The organism is Kitasatospora sp. NPDC096140 (assembly GCF_040303045.1).
Classification (GTDB): Bacteria; Actinomycetota; Actinomycetes; order Streptomycetales; family Streptomycetaceae; genus Kitasatospora.
Genome location: NZ_JBEOUW010000013.1, coordinates 121,264 through 140,465, shown reverse-complemented (window position 1 = coordinate 140,465; position 19,202 = coordinate 121,264). Strand labels below are relative to the sequence as shown.

The following is a 19,202-nucleotide window of genomic DNA, read 5'->3' as shown; positions in this document are numbered from 1 at the left end:
GCATGTCAAGACGTCTCCCCCTGCTGCTCGGCGCCGCGCTCGCGACGGCCTCGCTGGGCGTCGTGCCTGCCGCCCGTGCCGTTCCCGTTCCGGTGGCTTCGGCTGCTTCGACTGCTTCGGCCGGGTCCGCCGCGGCGTCGGCTGCGGCCGCCGCCGGGAACCAGCCCTTCGCCTCGTACTGGTACCCGAGCACCATCGTGAACTGGGACCCGGCCACCGACCCGGACGCCCGCTTCAACCGCTCCCGCGTTCCGCTGCAGCCGCGCACCGGCGACCCGGCGCTCAGGGCCAACCCCAACGCCCGGACGGGCGAAGGCAAGATCGCCTCGCTGGTCTCCTTCGGGCCCACGTCGAACAACCCCTCGCAGGGCTCCGCCGACCCCAACTACTACGCCTTCGGCTACTGGCAGTACGTCGACAAGCTGGTGTTCTGGGGCGGCTCGGCCGGCGAGGGCCTGATCCTCGCCCCCAACCCGACCGTCATCGACGCCGCCCACCGCAACGGCGTCAAGGTCTACGGCACCGTCTTCTTCCCGCCCGGCGCGTACGGCGGCCAGCTCCAGTGGGTCCGCGACTTCGTCCAGAAGTCCGGCAGCCGCTACCCCGTCGCCGACAAGCTCGCCCAGGCCGCCCGGTACTACGGCTTCGACGGCTGGTTCATCAACCAGGAGACCGGCGGCGGCGATCAGGCCCTCGCCGGCGAGCTGCGCAACCTGATGCAGTACACCAAGGCGCAGAGCGGCACCGAGTTCATGTGGTACGACGCGATGACCACCTCCGGCGCGGTGAACTGGCAGAACGCCCTGACCTCCGCCAACTCGCCCTTCCTGCAGGACGGTTCGAAGCGCACCTCGGACTCGATGTTCCTGAACTTCGGCTGGTCCGCGAGCGGCCTCGACTCCTCGCGCACCCTGGCCCGGCAGCTCGGCCGCAGCGAGTACGACCTCTACTCCGGCATCGACACCGAGGCCGACGGCTACAACACGGGCGTGGACTGGAACACCCTCTTCCCGTCCGGCGGGCCGCACACCACCTCGCTCGGCCTCTACCGCCCCGAGTGGACCTGGAAGTCCGCCACCGACCGCGCCGACTTCTACGCCAAGGACGCGCGCTACTGGGTCGGCGCCGCGGGCGACCCTTCGCGAATCGACCTCTCGTCGAGCTGGCCCGGCCTGGCCGGCTACGTCGCCGAGTCCTCGCCGATCACCGCCAAGCCCTTCGTCACCAACTTCGACGCCGGGCAGGGCGACTTCTACAACGCCGGCGGCACCCGGGTCGCCACCGGCGGCTGGAACAACCTGTCGCTCCAGGACGTGCCGCCCACCTACCGCTGGGTGGTCGACTCCGCCGGCAGCAGGCTCACCCCGTCCGTCGACTTCACCGACGCCTACCAGGGCGGCTCCTCGCTGCGACTGACCGGCACCCTGGACGCCGCCAACACCGTCCGGCTGTACCAGACCGCGCTGCCGGTCGCCGCGGACACCAGGCTCGACCTGGTGGTCAAGACCCCGGCCGCCGGGCCCACCAAGCTCAAGGCCGCCGTCGCCTTCACCGACGCGCCGAACAGCTTCACCACGATCGACGTCGGCGCCGACTCCGGCACCGGGTGGGAGCGCCACAGCCTCGACCTCTCCCCGTACGCGGGCCGCACCATCGCCCAGATCGCGCTGCGGGTCGACGGCTCCGACCCCGCCTACGACCTCCGGGTCGGCCAAGTCGCCGTCTACGACGGGGCGGTGGAGAAACCGGCGGCACCGAGCGGCCTCACCGTGCTCGGCGCGAGCGACCTGACCCCGGGTTCCAGCCAGTCACTGCGACTGTCCTGGACGGCGGCGCCCGGCGGCAACGTCCACCACTACGAGGTGTACCGCCGCAACGCGGACGGCACCCGGACCTTCCTCGGCGCGACCCCCAACGACGCGTACTTCGTCGGGCGGCTCGACCGGGCGGGCGGGGAGAGCGCCACCACGCTCGACGTCGAGGCGGTGTCCACCACCTACGGGCGCTCCGACGTGGCGTCCACCAGCGTGAGTTGGAACAGCACTCCGCCGGCGACCAGCAACCTGGCGTTGAACCGCGCGGCCACCGGCTCCGGCCAGTGCAACGCCAACGAGGGCCCGGCCAAGGCCGTCAACGGCAGCGTCAGCGGCGGCAACGGCGACAAGTGGTGCACCCTGACCTCCGCCAAGTGGCTGGAGGTGGACCTCGGTTCGGTGAAGCAGCTGTCGAAGTTCGTGGTCAAGCACGCCTCGGCCGGCGGCGAGAGCAGTTCGTACAACACCCGCGACTTCTCCGTCCAGGTCCGCGCCAGGACCACCGACCCCTGGACGACGGTCGTCGGCGTCACCGGCAACACCGCCGGCACCACCACCCACCCGGTGAACACGAGCGCCCGCTACGTCCGGCTGGTGGTCACCAAGCCCACCCAGACCACCGACCCGGCCGCCCGCATCTACGAGTTCGAGGCCTGGGGCGCGTAGCCCGCCCGCCCCTCCGGCTCCCAGGAAAGGACGCACCCCGTGCCGGTCACCATCACCGCCGTCGAGAGCACCGACCTGTTCGTCGGCCCCGAGGACGCCCCGCGCCAGATCCTGCGGGTGACGACCGAGGGCCCCGCCGCCCGGATCACCGTCGACGGCCCGGGCGTCCACGGCGAGGCGACCGGCACGGGGGCGGTCGAAGTCCCCCTGGAGATCACCCCCGGCGCCCGGCCGGGCTCCCGACTCCCCGTCACGGTACGGGCGGAGGCCGCGGCCCTGGACGCCGTGGTGGAGGTCGCCGAGCCCGGCTGGACGGTGTACCTGGTCTCGCACTTCCACTACGACCCGGTCTGGTGGAACACCCAGGCCGCCTACACCTCCCCCTGGGAGCTGCTCTCCGCTGACGCCACCACCCGGCCGCGCTGGGAACGCAACGGCTTCGCGCTCGTCGACGCCCACCTGGACCTCGCCCTGCGGGACCCGGTGTACCGCTTCGTGCTCGCCGAAGTCGACTACCTGAAGCCCTACTTCGACCAGCACCCGGAGCGCCGCGAGACGCTGCGGCTGCTGCTGGAGCGCGGACAGGTCGAACTCGTCGGCGGCACCTACAACGAGCCGAACACCAACCTCACCGGCGCCGAGAGCACCATCCGCAACATCGTCCACGGCATCGGCTACCAGCGCGACATCCTCGGCGCGGACCCCCGGACCGCCTGGCAGCTCGACGTGTTCGGACACGACCCGCAGTTCCCCGGCCACCTCGCCGCGGCCGGCCTCACCGGCAGCGCCTGGGCGCGCGGGCCGTTCCACCAGTGGGGCCCGATCCAGAAGAACTTCCGCGAGGCCAAGGACGACGCCCGGGTCATGCAGTTCCCGAGCGAGTTCGAATGGATCGCGCCCGGCGGCGAGGGCGTGCTCACCCACTACATGCCGCACCACTACTCGGCCGGCTGGTGGATGGACTCCTCGCCCGACCTCGCCACCGCCGAGCAGGCCGTCTACGAGCTGTACCGCAAGCTCAAGCCGGTCGGGGCGACGAAGAACCTGCTGCTGCCCGTCGGGACGGACTACACCCCGCCGAACAAGTGGGTCACCGGGATCCACCGCTCCTGGGCCGCCAAGTACCGCTGGCCGCGGTTCGTCTGCGCCACCCCGCGCGACTTCCTCGACGCCGTCCGGGCCGAGCTCGCCGCCACCGGGCGCCGGCCCAGCCCGCAGACCCGCGACATGAACCCGGTCTACACCGGCAAGGACGTCTCGTACATCGACACCAAGCAGGCCCAACGGGCGGGCGAGGTCGCGGCGGTGGACGCCGAGAAGCTCGCCACGCTGGCCGGCGTCTGCGGGCTGGGCCGGTACCCGGCCGCGGCGCTGGACAAGGTCTGGCGCCAACTCGCCTACGGGGCGCACCACGACGCGATCACCGGCTCGGAGTCCGACCAGGTGTACCTGGACCTGCTGGGCGGCTGGCGGGAGGCGTACGACCTGGCGGGCGCGGTGCGGGACGCGGCGCTGGACGCCCTGGTGGGCCGCATCGACACGGCGGGGGTGGGCGGCTCGGGGGTGGGCGGTTCGGCGGGGGACGGCTCGGGGGTGGGCGGCTCGGTGGTGGGCGGCTCGGTGGTGGTGACCAACACGCTGTCCTTCGACCGGACGGACCTGGTCTCGGTCGAACTTCCCGCCGGTGTACGGTCGGTGCGGGTGCTGGACGACGCCGGCGAGCCGGTGCCGAGCACCGTCGACCGGGGGACGCTGCGGTTCCTGGCCACGGACGTGCCCGCGCTCGGCTGGCGCACCTGGCGGCTGGTGGCGGGTCCCGTCGGGAGCATTGCCGAGGGCGCGGTGGAGGGCCCCGCCGAGGGCGCCGGCGAGCCGCCGTGGACGGCGGCCGAGGGGGCCGAGGGGGCCGTCATCGCCAACGACCGGTACCGCGTCACCGCCGACCCGGCGCGCGGCGGCGGGCTCTCCTCGGTGTGGGACCTGCGACACGAACGGGAGCTGATCCAGGACGGCCGGATCGGCAACGAGCTGCGCGTGTACGAGGAGTACCCGCAGCACCCCGACTTCGGCGAGGGCCCCTGGCACCTGCTGCCCAGCGGGCCGGTGGTCGGCTCCGCGGAGGCCGCCGCGTCCGTCCGCCGGGAGACCGGGCCGCTCGGCGAGCGGCTGGTGATCGAGGGCACGGTCGACGGCGTCCGGTACGAGCAGACCGTCACCCTGTGGCGCGGGCTCCACCGGGTCGACTGCCGGACCAGGGTCGTCGACCACCGCAGCGCCGACCGGCTGCTGCGGCTGCGCTTCCCCGTGGACGTCCCCGGCGGGCTGCCGGTCAGCGAGGTCGCGGGAGCGGTCGTCGGACGCGGCTTCGCCATGCCGGACGTCGACTCGGCGGAGGCGCCGTGGACGCTGGACAACCCGGCCAACACCTGGTTCGGGATCGGCTCCACCGCGCGCGTCGACCTCACCGACCCGGCGGGGACGGCCGTCGGCTCCCGGGCCCTCGGTGTGGCGGAGGTCGTCGTCCCGACGCTGGACGACGCCGCCGACGCCCGGCCCCTGGTGGTCGCCCTCGCCCGGGTGGGTGTCACCGCCACCACCTCGGGCGCCGACTGGGCGCGCTACGGGTGGCTGGAGGTGGACTCCAACCTGCCGGACTTCCGGGTCCTGGTCGGCTCGCCGGAAGTCAACGACGCCGCACGGGAGTTGATCGAGCGGGCAGGCGAGGAGTACGCGGCCGTGCTGAAGGCGCACGGCGCGGTGTGGGTGCCGGCCCTCGCCCCGCTCCCGGAGGTCTGGCGGCCCGACGCCGACCTGCGCGACCTGCGGACGCTGCCGGCGCTGGTCGTCTCCGACGTGGCAGCGCTGGTCGACGACCTCGCCGACGCCCGGATCAGCGCCCCCTGCCCGGCGCCGGTGCCGGACCGACTCGCCGACCACAGCGTGGCGTTGCTCAGCTTCGGCCTGCCCGGCTTCGCCGTAGACACCACCGGGGCGCTGCACCTGTCGCTGATGCGCTCGTGCACCGGCTGGCCGTCGGGCGTCTGGATCGACCCGCCCCGGCGCACCCTGCCGGACGGGGCCTCCTTCCAACTCCAGCACTGGACCCACGAGTTCGGCTACGCACTGGTCGGCGGGGACGGCGACTGGCGGCAGCAGGCGCTGCCCGCGCAGGGCCAGGAGTTCAACCACCCGCTGTACGCGCGGATCGTCCCCGCCCAGGAAGGCACGCTGCCCGCCACCGTGTCCTGGCTGCGGGTCGAACCGCAGCGGGAGGTGCTGCTCGGCATGCTCAAGCCCGCCGGGAACCCGATCGCCCACGGCTCGGCGGCCTCGGAGGGCGGGCACGACCTCACCGTCCGGCTGCTGGAATCGACCGGCCTCGGACGGACGGCGCGGCTCGGCGGCGCGCTCGGGCTGGGCGACGTACGGCCGGCCGACCTGCTGGAGCGGCCGCTCGACGCCGCCTCCCCGTGCCTCGACCTCCCCGGCTCCCGGATCGCCACCCTGCTCGCCGTGCCCGGAACCGCACCCGGAGCCGTGCCCGGAACCGCACCTGGAGCAGGGGCCGGAGCCGTCCCCGGAGCCGTGGCCCCGGCCGGCGGCCCCGTCCTCGGCCCGGTGGCCGAACCCGCCCAGCCCGTCCACGCCCGCTACTGGCTGCACAACCGGGGCCCGGCACCGCTCGGCTACCTGCCGGTGTCCGTCGGAGCCTCGCCGGGGCTGGTGCGGACAGCGGGGGAGCCGGTGACGCTCTCGATCGCCCTGTCGTCGCAACTGCGGGACACGGCGGTCGAGGGAACGGCGGTCGTGCTGCCGCCCGAGGGCTGGGCCACCGACCTCGGCAGCCGCCCCTACCGGCTGGCGCCCGGGGGCCACCTGCGGTTCGAGGTCACGCTGGTCCCGCCGGCCGGCGCCGAGCCCGGACTGTACTTCGCGGCCGTCCGGATCGAGCACGACGGCCAGCGGATCGAGGACGTGGTGACGATCGCCGTCGGCGACCTCCCGGCGCTGCTACCGGTCGCCGGGGACGCACCCGAGGACTGGACGGCCGCCCAGGGCACCAGGGCGACGGCGGGCCGGGACACCGGCCTGGACGTCGAGGTCTCGCACCGGACCCTGCGCGTGGCCCCCGGCGACCGGGCCGCCCTGGGCGTCACGCTCACCAACCGCACACGCGGCGAGATCCGGGGCGAGCTGCAGCTGGTCTCCCCGTGGGGCACCTGGGAGGCGATCCCCGATCCCGTACGCGGCTTCACCGTCCCGGCCGGCTCCTCGGCGACGGTGGACTTCGACGTCGCGGCCCCGCCGGCGGCCGACCCCGGCTCGTTCTGGGCGCTCGCCAAGGTCATGTGGTTCGGCCGCTGCCAGTACGCCCCGACCGTCGCCCTGGTGGTGGAGGCATGACCCTCGGCCTGCTCGACGGACACCCGCTCCCGCGCACCGCCCTCGACCGCCGTCTCGCCGCCCTGCGCACCGGCCCGCGCGCCACCGCCCTGCCGCAGCCAGGCAGTTCGGAGGACCGCCAGCTGACCCGGTGGGTCGCGCAGGTCCTGCTCACCGAGGCCCTGTGCGAGGCCGTGGCCGTCGAACGCCACCTGCCCGTCGGCCCGGACGGCCCCGCCCGGCTCGACCACCGGGCCGCCGTCGAACTCGGCTCCATCACGGCGGCCGCCTACGAGGGCAGTGCGGCCGTGCGCGCCGTCTGCGCGGCTGTGACCGCCGACGTCGAGCCCTCGCCCGCCGCCATCGCCCACTACCGCACCATGACCGCCACCCGAACGCCGTCCGCGCGCTGGCGACTCGCCCTCCCCGACGGCGAGTTCGAAGCCGACCCCGACACCCTGCCGGCAGCGCTCGCCGAGGCCCTGCGTGCCGCGCGGCCGGGCGAGTGGGTCACCGTGGGCCCCTGGACGGCCGCCGTGCTCGCCACCCGCACCGCCCCGGAGACCCCCGACCCCACTCCTGCGTTACGGGCCGCCGCGCGCCGAGCCGCCTTCGTCCGCTGGCTCGACCACGAGCGCGGTCGGCGCCTCACCCTGGTCGAGGGTTTGGAACACCCCGGCGACCCCGCCCAGCCCGACAACCACCACCGCCACTGAGGGGGATCGGACTCGCCCGCCGCCCCCACTCCGTCGAGCGGGTGGACCAAAAAGGTTTCGCAGTCCGCGAATTGGCTCAGGCCAGCGGGCTACCGAAGGGCGCGGACCATGACGGCGTAGAGCGGGGCGTCCTCGAAGGGGCGGTGCTCGCCGACCTTCCGGTACGCCCAGCGCTCGTACATCGCCTGGACCCGCGGATGGGTGACGTCGACGTAGAGGACGGCAAGAGTCTCACCCCGCCCGGCCAGCAGGGCATCGTGTGTCTGCTCGGCGATGCCGAGCTTGCGCCATTCGGGGCGCACCATGACCTCGGACACGGCGAATGTGGATGCGTCGGAAGGCGCCGGCATGTGCTGACGCCACCACTCGCGACCGTCCTCCAGCGGAGCGCCGTAGGAGTATCCGACCGGCACGTCGCCGTCGTAGGCCATGACGCAGCTGTAGCCGGGCCGGGCGGTCCAGTGCTCGGCGAACCAGGGGAAGCGCTGGACGAAGGGGTCGTCGGATTGCTCGCGGTAGGCGTCCGCGTGGACGTCGATGAGCAGTTGCGTGTGGTCAGCGGGAAGGTTGCCGGCTTCGTAGCGGCGGAGGGCTATCGTCACTGGTTCTCTCCCTGGGCGTGCACTCGGTCGGTCCACTCTCGCGTAACCGCCGAGGTCGTCGCCAGGGTGATCAGGCCACGATGGAAGTCGCCGAGGAGGGTGCGCAACCTGGGCGGAAGCGGGTCGGTGCCCATCAGGTCGTAAACGCCGGCGACGGTGGCGGTGGCTTGTTCGAGTTCTCCTTGTCCGAGCTGGGCAAGCGCGAGGCGGGCGGTCGCGGATGCACGATTGCGGCGGAACTGCGGGGGGATCCCGGCCAGCGCGCGGTGTGATGCGCTCTCCGACTCCGGGCTGTCGGCGAGGTGCTGATGGACGACAGCACTCAGCGCGAAGAGCTCGGCCGGCCCGTAGAAGTCGGTCCACGTCGGACGCTCGCGGCCGTCCGCGCGACCGAGCGCATCACAGGCATGCCCGAGGCACCGCAGGGCGGTCTGCCGGTCGCCCGTGGTCGAGTGGGCAATGGCGGCGCGGGCGTGGGCGAGCGAAGCAAGGAGTGGATCGCGGCGGGCCGCCCGGGCGTCCTGGGCGGCTCGGGCGGCTGACAGGGTGATCGACGGTCGGTTCCGTTGGTAGCCGACCATGGAAAGGCAGTTGAACACGCGCAGCGCAGTCACGTGATCATCTCCGAGACCGGCCAGGCGAAGAGCCGTCTCGAAGTGCCGCTCGGCGTCGTCCAATCGGCGGTCGTCGATACACGAGAACCCGGCAGTGGCGGTGTAGTCGGCGGCGAGACTGTAGAGGCGCCGCTGGACGCTCTCGCTGATGGTCGTGTCCACCTTGCCGAGCGCCTGACGGGCGCCGGTCAGCGCGGCTGTCTCAAGTGATCCGTGCCCGCCTCGGTGATCGTCGAGCGTGGTGAGGGTCCTGAGGCTCTCCTTGAGTCGATCAACGTCGCTGTGGCCGACAGCGTGGCCTCGGAAGGCGCGGTTCGGCGGGAGAGCGGCGGCGGCCGACGCGGCGAGGAAGTTGCGGCGGAGCACGGGTTCCTCCGGGGGTGCTTGGGGCCGGGCGGCGCGAGGCAGGATGAAGCCGAGCTGCTCGGGCGTGCGGTTCAGCGCGCGTTCGAGTGCGGCACGGATCCTGCCCTGGGGCTATCGCGACTGTCCGGCGAGCCAGGTGCCCACGGTCCTCACCGTGAGGGTTCCCGGGCAGCCGAGGGCAACGAGTTCGCGGTTGACCAGGCGCGCCAGGGCGGCCCGTGTGAGCCCCAGATCGGCCGTGACGGCGCGGAGTTCGGGATTGTCCCCCCATGTTCTCAGCGTATCCGGGCGATTGCGGAGCGCGCACGGCCTCATGCGATGGGAAGGTCAGAGTTTTCCTCCGGAGGTGCCTGTGCCAGCCCGGTCTTTCACTTCCCGCGGGTTATGAACGGGAGTTGAGTGGAGGTCGGAACAGGTGCCGGCTGCGGCTGCTTGCCCGTGCCTTGTATGGAGGAGCAGTGGGGTGGAACGTGATCGTTAGCCCGTTCAGGACCGCTCGGTTTCCGGTGCCGCTGGAGTGGGACGTCCGGCCGGGTGGCGAAGCGGTTCCGCCGGCGCGGAGGTTGGTGCTGGACATCGTCCGGGCCTGGGGTGTGCCCCTCGCCAAGGAATCACTGCGGGAGCTCGAACTCTGTGCGAACGAGGTGATCGCCAACGCCATGGAGCACGCGAAGGCGCGCTGTGCGGTGACCGTCCGTCGCGTGGGCGGGCGGCTGCGGGTGGAGGTGTCTGATCCCGAACCGGCCTTCGAACGCTCCGGGGCGGACCCGGAAGCGACCGGCGGGCGTGGGCTGATCCTCGTCGAGGCGTTGGCCGACGCGTGGGGCTGGCATCCGGCGGGAGCGGGCAAGGTCGTCTGGTTCGAGTTCCTGGAGTCCCGCGAGACGCCGAATGGCACTGCCCACGGATGGGGCGCGGCGCGCGGACTCCGCCCCCTCCAGCCGGTGGCGTGACGGCCTTACGGGCTGGGGCCCACGGGGTCAGACGGCGAACTCCTCGTGCGGGGTGCCGGCCGCCCAGACGGCCTCGAAGGCCGTGGCGCAGAGGGTGACCGCAACCTCGTCCTCGGTGAAGGCATGGCCCGCCCAGTCCCCGTCGCCGGTGAACCAGTGGAAGAGCACCAGTCGTCGGTCGATCAGCCAGAAGTCGTTGCCCGGGAGGGCGATGGTCGAGGCCCGGCTCCGGGGGAGCCAGCGGACCTGCTCGCCGGCGGCGAGGTTGACCGGGGTGACGGCGTGCTCGTAGCGGATGTAGTCGGTGACCGGCTCCGAGACGATGCGGGCCCGGCGCATGACGACACCCCGGGAGATCGCGTCCTCCACGAGGGGGATCCAGGTGGGCCAGAACGACGCGGTCGGGTCGTTGTCGACCTCGCCGGTCCTCCGGAACCGCTCGAAGGGCTCGACCTCGTCACCGACCGCGTAGCTGTCGCGCATCTCCAGGTGCACGGCGGAGCGTTCGGCGCCCCTCAGCAGCTCGGCGAAGTCCGGTGCGTTCTGCGTCATCACAAGCCTTCCTCGATGCCGGTCGATTCCCGTGAACCGTACGGCCATTGCTCCCGAGGGCACCACCGCTACTTGACCAGCCGGAACCCCGGCCGCTCTACCCAGGCCCGCAGGAACCCCGCCGTGACCAGGGCCGTCTCCCAGCCGTCGTCGGTGATGCCGAGCGGGCCGGGCAGCCCGGCAATCACCGCCTGCTGGCCGTCCGCCAGTTCGGCCTTGCCCACGCCGCCGATGACGTCGAGGACGGCGGCGGTCAGCAGGGCCGTGGCGACGTGGTCGATCCGGCCGTTGCAGCCGGCGCTGATGTTGACGGCCTGTACCGGCGGGCAGCCGAGCACGGCCGCGATCGCGTCGGTGTCCTCGTCCGCGTGCTCGTCCGCGAAGATGTCGTCGTCCCCGGCGCCCGCCCCCATCAGGTAGAGGTGGAACGGCCGGCGCCAGTCCTCGCGCTGCGGGTCGAAGCCCACCAGGGCGGCGAGCCGTTCGTCCGCAGGCTGCAGCCCGCCGAGCAGCGGCAGCGGCAGCGGATACGGGTGCCGCCGCTCCGCGTCCCGGGTGTCCTCGACGCCCAGTCGCTCCGCGGGCACGTTGACGTCGTAGTACCCGGGGCGCTTCTCCTCGAAGCGGCAGGACAGCCCCACCATCAGCTCGCGGAACTCCCCCAGTACAGCGGGAGAGAGGGGTTCGGCGAGATCGATCACCAAGGTCGGTCCGGACATGCGGGGAGCATAGGGGAGCGAGTTCGACGGGTGCGAGCGCTATTCGAGCCGGTCGGTCCTCGACGGGGACGATGCCGCCGGGGAGACTGGGGCGTCGGTGTCCCGTCCGTGAGGAGTTCTGATGCAGGTAGCCGTGGTCACCTTCGACGGGTTCAACGAGCTCGACAGCTTCATCGCCTCCGCCCTGATCAACCGGTGCCGTGCGGACGGCCTGGAGGCCTTCATCACGACGCCGACTCCGGTGGTCACCTCGATGAACGGCGTCGAGGTGACCGGGCAGCGCCCGATGGAGTTCGTGACCGACGCCGACGTCGTGCTGGTCGGCAGCGGGGTGAGGACGCGGGACGTGGTCGCCGACGACCGGCTGCTCTCCCGGCTGGTGCTCGATCCCGCGCGGCAGCTGATCGGGGCGCAGTGCTCCGGCGCGTAGGTGCTGGCCCGGCTCGGGCTGCTCGACGGCATGCCCGCCTGCACGGACCTCACGAGCCGGCCCTTCGTGGAAGCCCGCGGCGTCACCGTGCTGGACGCGCCGTTCCACGCGGAGGGGAACATCGCCACGGCGGGCGGTTGCCTGGCCTCCCAGTACCTCGCCACCTGGGTGATCACCCGCATGCTCGGGGAGGACGCCGCGCGCGGCGTGGTCGACTACGTGGCTCCGGTCGGCGAGAAGCAGCAGACCGTCGATCGCGCCCTGCGCGCCGTCCGGGCGGGCGAGGTCGCCCTGCCCTGACGGTCCCTGCCCTGACGTCCCTGTCCTGACGGCCCCTGCCCTGACGGCCCCGGGGCTGACGATCCCAAGGCTGACGGCCCCGGGCCCCTGTCATCGGTGCTCCGTAGGCTGTCGACGTGGACATCGAGGACCTTGACTGGCAGGCCGCCTACCGCGCTGGGATCACGCCGCTGATGGTGGAGGCGCTGCTGGCGCGCGGGCAGTCGGAGCTGCTGGTGCGGGCGGCGCGGGAGCGGGGGGAGTGGTTCTGCGCGCAGGCGGCGGTGCGGGAGCTGTGCGCGGCGGGGCAGGCCGAGCAGGCCTGGGAGGTAGTGCGGCCGTTCGCGGAGACCGGGTGGCGGCGTGCGGTGGTGCTGGGCGCGGACGCCCTGGTCCGGTCGGGGCGGATCGAGGAGGCGCTGGCGCTGGTGCACCCGGACGCGGCGCGGCGGGAGCCCGGTCGGCCGGCCGACGAGGTCCGGGGGTGGGGCGCGGATCTCAAGGCCCTGGAGCCGTACGGCGAGTTCGCCGCGGTGCTGGCCGCAGCCGGGCGGGTGGACGAGGCGATCGATGTGCTGGAGCCGTACACCAGGGAGGGGCAGCTGCTGTGGGAGCTGGTGGACGTGACGGAGGGCCGGGGCCGCGACGAGCGGGTCCTGGAGCTGCTCGACCCGCACGCCGAGCGGGTCCTGAAGGCCCGGGTCCTGGAGCGCTCCGGCCGCGCCGGTGAGGCGATCGAGCTGTTCGCGGCGGACGTGGCCGCGAAGCGCTGTTGCTCGCACAACGCCCTGGAGTTCTACGCCGGGCTCCTGGCCCGGCACGGGCGGGTGGAGGAACTGCGCGCCCTGGCAGGCCGGGATGCGGGCGTCTTCCTGGCTCCCTTCGTCACCCTCCTGGAGGAGCTGGGGCGGGCGTCCGAGGCCGAGGCGGTGCTGCGCGCGGGCGCCGCGGCCGCCGACGGCACGGACCCCGGCGACGGTTCGGGGTCCGACACCGACCCCCACTCCCGTCACCGGTCCGGCCTGATGCGGCTGCTGGCCCGGCAGGGCCGCCTGGACGAGGCGGTGGCGGCGGCGCGGCCCACCTTCGGGAACCTCTACGGCTGCGGGAACCTGCTCGAACCGGCGATCCGCCTGCTGTTCGACCACGGGCGTCCGGAGTGGGCGCTGGAACTGCTCGACGGGTGCAGCGAGGAGCTCACCCGGGAGGACCCGGCGTGGGTCCGCTCCAACCGGTGGTGGCTGATGGGGGAGTGCGGGCGGGCCCGCGAGGCCATCGCGGAGATCGACGCCCTTCCGGCGGAGGATGCCGAGGAGCGGGAGGACACCACGATCGCGTTCCTGTTGGAGCGTGACGGCCGGGCGGAGCAGGCCGTCGAGCTGCTGCGCGGCTCCGCCGAGTATGGCGCCCCGCACGACCTGGCGCACCTCCTGATCCGGCTGGGCCGCCCGGCCGAGGCCGTCGACGGTTACCCCTCCCTGGCGGCCCAGCGGGAGGCGGAGGACCGGCGGTGGAACCGCCGGAGGGAGGAACCGGCGGCGGGCTGAAGCGGGCTTGGCGGGCTGAGCCGGCGGCGGGCCGAGCCGGCGGGGCGTCCACCGTTCCGTCCCGCAGGCGATCTCAGGGGTGGGGCGCACCTGCCGACGGGCTCCGCACAGACGACCGGCTCCGTCCTGCTGACAGGATCTGCCGCAGGGCCGTGAGCAGGTACGTCTCGTCGGCGGGCCGGTGCGGTGCCCGCCAGGCGATGTGACCGTCCGGGCGGACGAGGACGGCTCCGGCCGGCGCGTCCGCCCCGAGCAGGGCGGGCGGCAGTGGACGGACGGCGACGGGCAGGCCGGCCGCGGCGGCGGTGTCCGCCTGCGACCGCCACGCCGACTCCGTGGCGGCGGGCGCCAGCAGGGTGAAGCCGGGGCCGACGAGGTCCAGGGTGGAGGCGGGCCCGGTCGGGCCGGCCAGGCGCAGGTGGGGGAGCCGGGTGCCGGGCGCGCCGACGGGGTGCGTGTGCTCGGGGTCCAGCGCCGGCCGGACCGGGGCGGTCGGTTCGGTCGGGGAAGTCGGGTCGGTCGGCTCTGGCACGGTGTCCAGGACGGCGGTCGACCGGTAGGCCGCCGTCAGCAGCAGCTCGTCGTCGATCCGGTAGCCGCTCCGCGCCCGGGAGTTGGCGAGCGAGATGTCGATGACCTGCCGGGCCACCGGTCGGCGTTCGGCCTCGTAGCTGTCCAGCAGTGCCTCGCCCGCCGTCCCGCCGACGACCGCGGCGAGCTTCCACGCCAGGTTGTCCGCGTCGCCGAGGCCGGTGTTCATGCCGTGCCCGCCGGTCGGGGGCACCGTGTGGGCGGCGTCGCCCGCGAGCAGCACCCGGGAGCGGCGGTAGGCGGAGGCGAGGCGGGCGTCCATCCGCCAGGTCATGGTGGAGCGGACGGCGACCGGCAGGTCCGGCAACCCGGCGGCGTCCCGGACCAGCTCGGCCAGCCGCGGCCGGTCCGCGACCAGCCGGGCGACGTCCTCGTGTGCCGGGTCGTACGGGTACTGGTAGATCCAGTGCCGGTCGTTGTCGACGGCGAGGAAGCCGCCGCGGCCCGGCGGGGTGAGGAAGTAGGAGGCGCTGGCGCGGTCGGCGACGACCTCACCGAGGGGAGCCTCGAAGCGGACGCTGAGGTAGTGGCCGAGACCGGTCGGCCCCTCCATGGCGATCTCGGCCCCCTCGCGGACGGTGCTCGCCGCGCCGTCGCAGCCGACCAGCCAGTCGGCGCGCACGGTGTGCCGCTCGCCGGTGGTGCCGTCCTCCACGGTGGCGTGAACGCCGCCCCCGGGCGGGCCGTCCGGGGGCGGCTCGTCCGTGTGCGGGCCGCCACCGTGGAAGCCGTCCGCGTGGAAGCCGTCCGCGCGGACGCCGCCGCCGTGTTCGGCGAAGGCGACCAGGCGGGTGGCGAACCGGACGCCGTCCGGGGCGAGTTCGCGGGCCCGCCGCAACAGGACGGGCTCCAGGGCGTCCTGGGAGCAGATCAGCCCCGGGGAGGGGGTGCGTTCGACGCCGCCCTCCTGCCCGGAGACCCCGGTGCGGACGAAGTCCGGGTCGACCAGGTCGCGGCCGCGGTAGAAGGACACCTGCGAGGCCGGCAGCCCGGCCCGCCGGATCTCCTCCTCCAGGCCGCACCGCCGGAAGATCTCCATCGAACGCGCGGACACCCCTCGCGCCTTGGGGTGGTGCGAGGTGCCCGGGTGTGCCTCGACCAGCAGGTGCGGCACGCCGTACCCGGACAGCAGGACCGACAGCGTGAGCCCGACCGGCCCCCCGCCGACGATCAGGACGGACGTCGTCTCCGGGAATCGCATGGCACCCCACCCCTTCGTAACGCTCATTGATTCGATTTGACGTTACCATGGTGGGCAGGTGACCACCCGAGACGAAGAGGCGACCCCATGGCGCAGAGCAAGCCCGCGGCCCAGGACCCCGGCGACGGCAACCCCCGAGGCCTCCACTTCCTCGCCGAACTCGCCAACACCGTCCGCGAGGACCCCGCCGCGAGCGCCGCAGACCTCCAGGCGCTCCTGGAACGCCACGGCGGCCCGCCGTTCCGGCTCACCGATGCCGACGCCCACGAACTGCGCGACGCCACCGCCCACGTGATCGCCATCCTCGACACCGACGACCCCGACCGGGCCGCCGAGGCGATCAACACCCTGCTCGACCGCCACCCCGCCAGCCCCCGCCTCGTCCGCCTCCCGGGCCGCCCCTGGTCCCTGCACACCCGGGCCCCCGCCGACGCAGGCCTCACCCACTGGCTGCTCTCCACCGCGGCCCTCGCCCTCGGCCTCTGGCTCAGTGAACGCGGCACCTGCGCCTGGGGCCGGTGCGCGGCCCCCGGCTGCGGCCGCTTCTTCATCGACACCGGCCGTCGCACCCCCCAGCGCTACTGCACCCCCCGCTGCGCCACCCGCGTCCGCGTCGCCACCCACCGCGCCCAGCGGGCAGCGGAGTCCGGCGAAGCGTCAGGCAGTGCGTCCCGACAGGGTCCGGGCACCGGACACGGTCAGTCATGACGGGGATCTCCTTCCCGGCCGCTCCCTCGGCGGCTTCCGATGTCCCCCAGCGTTCCGCATCGACACCGTCGCCCGGCAGTTGCCGATCGGCACATTTCCGCAGTCCGCAGCCCCGCGGCACCTGCCGATCGGCAGGGTCGGACAGCCGGACAGCCGGACAGCCGGACAGCCGGACAGCCGGACAGCCGGACTGCCGGACAGCGGACTGCCGGACAGCCGAGCACTACTTCACCGGCGTCGCGATGCGCTACATCGGCTGCCGCCGCCCCGCCCGCGGGTCAGTTGCCCCCGATCCGGGCCAGGTAGTGCGCCAGGTACGGCGGGGTCCGGAGGTCGCGGATCCCGTCGAGGGGGACCATGCGGACGGCCCGGCCCTCGCCGAGGACGAGGTCGGACTCCGGTCCTGCGTACGTCCCGTGGAGCACGACGGTGGACTCGTGGATCTCGGGGTGCCGGGGACCGGGCACGGCGCGCAGCCCCTCGACCCGGATGCCGGCCTCCTCCAGCACCTCCCGCGCCCCGGCCTCGTACGCGCTCTCCCGGCCCTCGCGCCAACCGCCGATCGGGGTCCAGAGCCCGGGGTGGGCGATGCCGGGCACGTCGTCGCGCAGGTTCAGCAGCAGGCGCCCGCCGTCCGGACTGGTCACGAACGTCATCACGCCCTCGAAGTCCCGTGCGATGCCGTGCTCGTCGACGGCGCCCGTCGCCGGCCGCTCGCCGAAGAGCGTGAGGTCGGAGCGCCGGGCGCGGTCGACCAGCATCAGCCGGCGGTAGTCGGCGGGCCGCATGACGGAGTGCCAGTCGTGCAGGCTGCGGGTGGCCCACTCGGTGTGCTCGGAGGAGAGCCGGATCCGGCCCAGTTGCTCGTCGTCGAGGCGTCCGCCCCAGAAGACGTGGCCGACCTGGTGCAGCGGCCAGTAGGCGCCGGGGGAGAAGTGCACCACGGCGAGCAGCTGTTGGCGGGCGACGATCCCGGGGTTCTCGACCGCGAGGTCCAGGCCGAGTTCCTCCCGGGCCTCGCGCAGCGCGGTGTCCCACGGGGACTCACCGGGGTCGGTGTCGCCGCCGGGGAACTGCCAGCGCTCCGGGTCGAGGGCGTTGCGCAGGCACAGCGCCCGCCCGGCCGAGTCGGTGAAGTAGAACGCCCCGTACAGGTTGGACAGGGCGATCCCCCCGACGTACCGGCTGATCGGCCGCCAGCCCGGCACCGCCCGGTGCCGCCGGACGAAGTCGAGCACCTCGCGGTAGCCGTCGCTGGTCGGCGGCGGGTCGTCGAGCTCCGCCCACACGAAGCGGTCGTGCTCGGTGAGCGCCACGGGGGTGCCGTCGGGCACGGTGGCGGTGAACACGAAGTGGCGGAACCGGCGGCCCGCGGCGTCGACGAAGTCCAGTGACCGCAGGTACTCCAGGCCGTCGGCGGCCACCGTGATGCCGGCCTCCTCGGACAGCTCGCGGAGCGCGCCCGCCTGCACGCCCTCCCCGGGTTCCAGCCCGCCGGCCGGGTAGTCCCAGAGCCCGGGCAGCGCGTCGTCCTCGCGGCGGCGCAGCATCAGCACCCGCCCGGACACGTCGAGGACGACCACGCCGACGGACAGCCGCTCGAAGCCCAGGGCGAGCGCGGTACGGGCCAGGAGGTCGTAGTCGATCACGGTGTGCAGCCTTCCGCCGGGTCGGTGTCGGTGTCCAGCCCGTGCCCTACCCACCCCGGTGCGGGACGCAACGGATCACCACGACGTTCCGCGATCGGCCCGCGTGGCCCGCACGGCCCCTGCGCCGCCGATCACCGTCAGGCGCCGTCAGTCCCACCAGAAGGACCAGCAGTTCTCCAGGAGGAGCTCCTGCGCGTAGTCGACCAGGCTCTCGGTGCCCTGGAAGACGATGTCGGGGCAGAACGCGAGGTGCTCGGCCGCGATCAGCAGCGCCTCGTCCAGGTCGTCCGGCTGCGCCGTGGCGCTCAACCGCAGCCCGTCGGGGCCGACTTCGACGACCCGGGCGCCGAACCTCCGCTCCCAGCTCCGCAGGACGGCGGCGAGCTCGCCGGGATCGTGGTTGCCGGCCGCCGTCCAGCCGCAGACGGCCAGCGCCTCGGCGCCGCTGCCGGCGCGGACGAGTCCGATCCGCAGCCCGGGGTCGTGCCGCAGCAGCCAGCGCGCCACGGCGGCGGCCGCCGCATCCGGGTCGCCGTCCTCCGGGTCGCGGTCCTCCGGGTTGCCGTCCTCCGGGTCGCCGTCCTCGGGGTCGTCCTCCGCCGGGCGCGGGGCGGGGGCCAGGCCCGGCCAGTCGACCCCGAACGGCTCCAGGATCCGCCGGCGATCCTCGGCCTCCTCCGGGTCGTCCACGGGGAACTCGGCCTCGAAGATCCACCAGCCCTGCAGGAGGGCGGCGGGGTCGTGGAAGTCGAGCAGGTCCGCCCGGACCGGGTGGAGTTCGCCGGTGGCCCAGGGCCGGAACTCCTGGTCGCCGGCCCGACGGGTCAGCAGCAGCGGCCACAGCCCCGACCGCGGGTGCTCCCGCTGCAGCTCCTCCCACAGCCCGGCGGGCGCCGGCCCGTCGCTCAGCCACATGACCGGGGCGTCACCGCCGTGGCCGTCGCCCCCGGCCGGAACGATCAGGCGGCCCGGCGGCAGGGGCGTGGACAGGGCGGCCTGCGCGACGCCGTCGGGGAACAGCGGACGGAGGTCGGCGGGGACCGGGGCGCGATCGATCACGCTCCCACGGTAGGGGCCGGGTCGGACAGGCCCGCACGGCGGCCTCCGGGCGAGGACCCCGTGGGGCCGGCCGGACGCCACGATCGGGGCTGTCCGCAGGGGGCCTTGTTGGTGCCGCACACGGGTATCCAGCGGCAGCCACTCCCGGGCATGACCGGCGGGCGTCGGCTGCGGGACGGGCACGGGGCCGCGATGCTTCCGACGCCTGAGGATCCGCTGGAACGTCCGCGACGACCTCGACGAGGCGTTCCTCAAGCCCGCCCGCTGCATGATCACGTACCGATGCGTCCGAGCCTGGTGTCAGCTCCTCTCGGAGCGTGCTCGGCCGTCAGGTGGCGGCGTTCCCGGGTGCG

The 19,202-nt window shown here is 73.8% G+C and carries 13 protein-coding genes and 1 pseudogene; 7 read left to right on the top strand and 7 right to left on the bottom strand.

The features are described from left to right. The first annotated feature begins 2 nt into the window (after positions 1-2). The 3 genes from ABT048_RS16225 to ABT048_RS16215 are packed head-to-tail and all read left to right on the top strand — an operon-like array spanning position 3 to position 7,579. Positions 3-2,480 carry an endo-beta-N-acetylglucosaminidase gene (locus tag ABT048_RS16225; protein WP_350522028.1) on the top strand — a complete coding sequence of 826 codons (2,478 nt, stop codon included), beginning with the start codon at positions 3-5 and terminating at the stop codon, positions 2,478-2,480. Positions 2,481-2,519: 39 nt separating this feature from the next. After that, a complete protein-coding gene (locus tag ABT048_RS16220; RefSeq protein ID WP_350522027.1) occupies positions 2,520-6,884 on the top strand; it encodes a glycoside hydrolase family 38 N-terminal domain-containing protein in 4,365 nt (1,454 codons plus the stop codon). Further along, entirely contained in the window at positions 6,881-7,579 is a 699-nt protein-coding gene (locus ABT048_RS16215) for a DUF7158 domain-containing protein (protein ID WP_350522026.1), read from the top strand. The genes ABT048_RS16220 and ABT048_RS16215 overlap by 4 nt, the downstream gene beginning before the upstream one ends. A gap of 89 nt (positions 7,580-7,668) precedes the next feature. Here the strand turns inward: ABT048_RS16215 and ABT048_RS16210 are convergent, their stop codons facing one another. Next, complete coding sequence (locus tag ABT048_RS16210; RefSeq protein WP_350522025.1) at positions 7,669-8,181, bottom strand: GNAT family N-acetyltransferase; 513 nt, start codon at positions 8,179-8,181, stop codon at positions 7,669-7,671. Further along, positions 8,178-9,260 (bottom strand): NsdA family TPR-like regulatory protein, encoded by a 1,083-nt coding sequence (locus ABT048_RS16205; protein WP_502894017.1) that lies wholly within the window; start codon positions 9,258-9,260, stop codon positions 8,178-8,180. The genes ABT048_RS16210 and ABT048_RS16205 overlap by 4 nt, the downstream gene beginning before the upstream one ends. A 170-nt stretch (positions 9,261-9,430) precedes the next feature. On the opposite strand from ABT048_RS16205, the gene ABT048_RS16200 reads away from it, so the two are divergent. Beyond that, entirely contained in the window at positions 9,431-10,114 is a 684-nt protein-coding gene (locus tag ABT048_RS16200) for an ATP-binding protein (protein ID WP_350522023.1), read from the top strand. A gap of 27 nt (positions 10,115-10,141) precedes the next feature. Here the strand turns inward: ABT048_RS16200 and ABT048_RS16195 are convergent, their stop codons facing one another. Together ABT048_RS16195 and ABT048_RS16190 are read right to left on the bottom strand one after the other, a co-directional pair. Then, positions 10,142-10,666 carry a DUF6879 family protein gene (locus tag ABT048_RS16195; protein ID WP_350522022.1) on the bottom strand — a complete coding sequence of 175 codons (525 nt, stop codon included), beginning with the start codon at positions 10,664-10,666 and terminating at the stop codon, positions 10,142-10,144. A gap of 68 nt (positions 10,667-10,734) precedes the next feature. Continuing rightward, positions 10,735-11,385, bottom strand: coding sequence for a DUF6368 family protein (locus tag ABT048_RS16190; protein WP_350522021.1), 651 nt, complete (start codon positions 11,383-11,385; stop codon positions 10,735-10,737). A 121-nt stretch (positions 11,386-11,506) separates the two neighbouring features. Between ABT048_RS16190 and ABT048_RS16185 the strand changes: the two are divergent. Continuing rightward, positions 11,507-12,115: pseudogene (locus tag ABT048_RS16185) on the top strand (DJ-1/PfpI family protein). A gap of 116 nt (positions 12,116-12,231) precedes the next feature. After that, a complete protein-coding gene (locus tag ABT048_RS16180; RefSeq protein WP_350522020.1) occupies positions 12,232-13,641 on the top strand; it encodes a hypothetical protein in 1,410 nt (469 codons plus the stop codon). A gap of 73 nt (positions 13,642-13,714) precedes the next feature. Here the strand turns inward: ABT048_RS16180 and ABT048_RS16175 are convergent, their stop codons facing one another. Next, complete coding sequence (locus tag ABT048_RS16175; protein ID WP_350522019.1) at positions 13,715-15,433, bottom strand: FAD-dependent monooxygenase; 1,719 nt, start codon at positions 15,431-15,433, stop codon at positions 13,715-13,717. An 87-nt stretch (positions 15,434-15,520) separates the two neighbouring features. Between ABT048_RS16175 and ABT048_RS16170 the strand changes: the two genes are divergently transcribed. Beyond that, positions 15,521-16,141 (top strand): CGNR zinc finger domain-containing protein, encoded by a 621-nt coding sequence (locus ABT048_RS16170; protein ID WP_350522018.1) that lies wholly within the window; start codon positions 15,521-15,523, stop codon positions 16,139-16,141. A 278-nt stretch (positions 16,142-16,419) separates the two neighbouring features. On the opposite strand, the gene ABT048_RS16165 is transcribed toward ABT048_RS16170, so the two are convergent. Together ABT048_RS16165 and ABT048_RS16160 are read right to left on the bottom strand one after the other, a co-directional pair. Continuing rightward, positions 16,420-17,790 (bottom strand): NUDIX hydrolase, encoded by a 1,371-nt coding sequence (locus ABT048_RS16165; RefSeq protein ID WP_350522017.1) that lies wholly within the window; start codon positions 17,788-17,790, stop codon positions 16,420-16,422. A 147-nt stretch (positions 17,791-17,937) separates the two neighbouring features. Then, complete coding sequence (locus ABT048_RS16160) at positions 17,938-18,849, bottom strand: DUF4253 domain-containing protein (RefSeq protein WP_350522016.1); 912 nt, start codon at positions 18,847-18,849, stop codon at positions 17,938-17,940. Between the last annotated feature and the right edge of the window lie 353 nt (positions 18,850-19,202).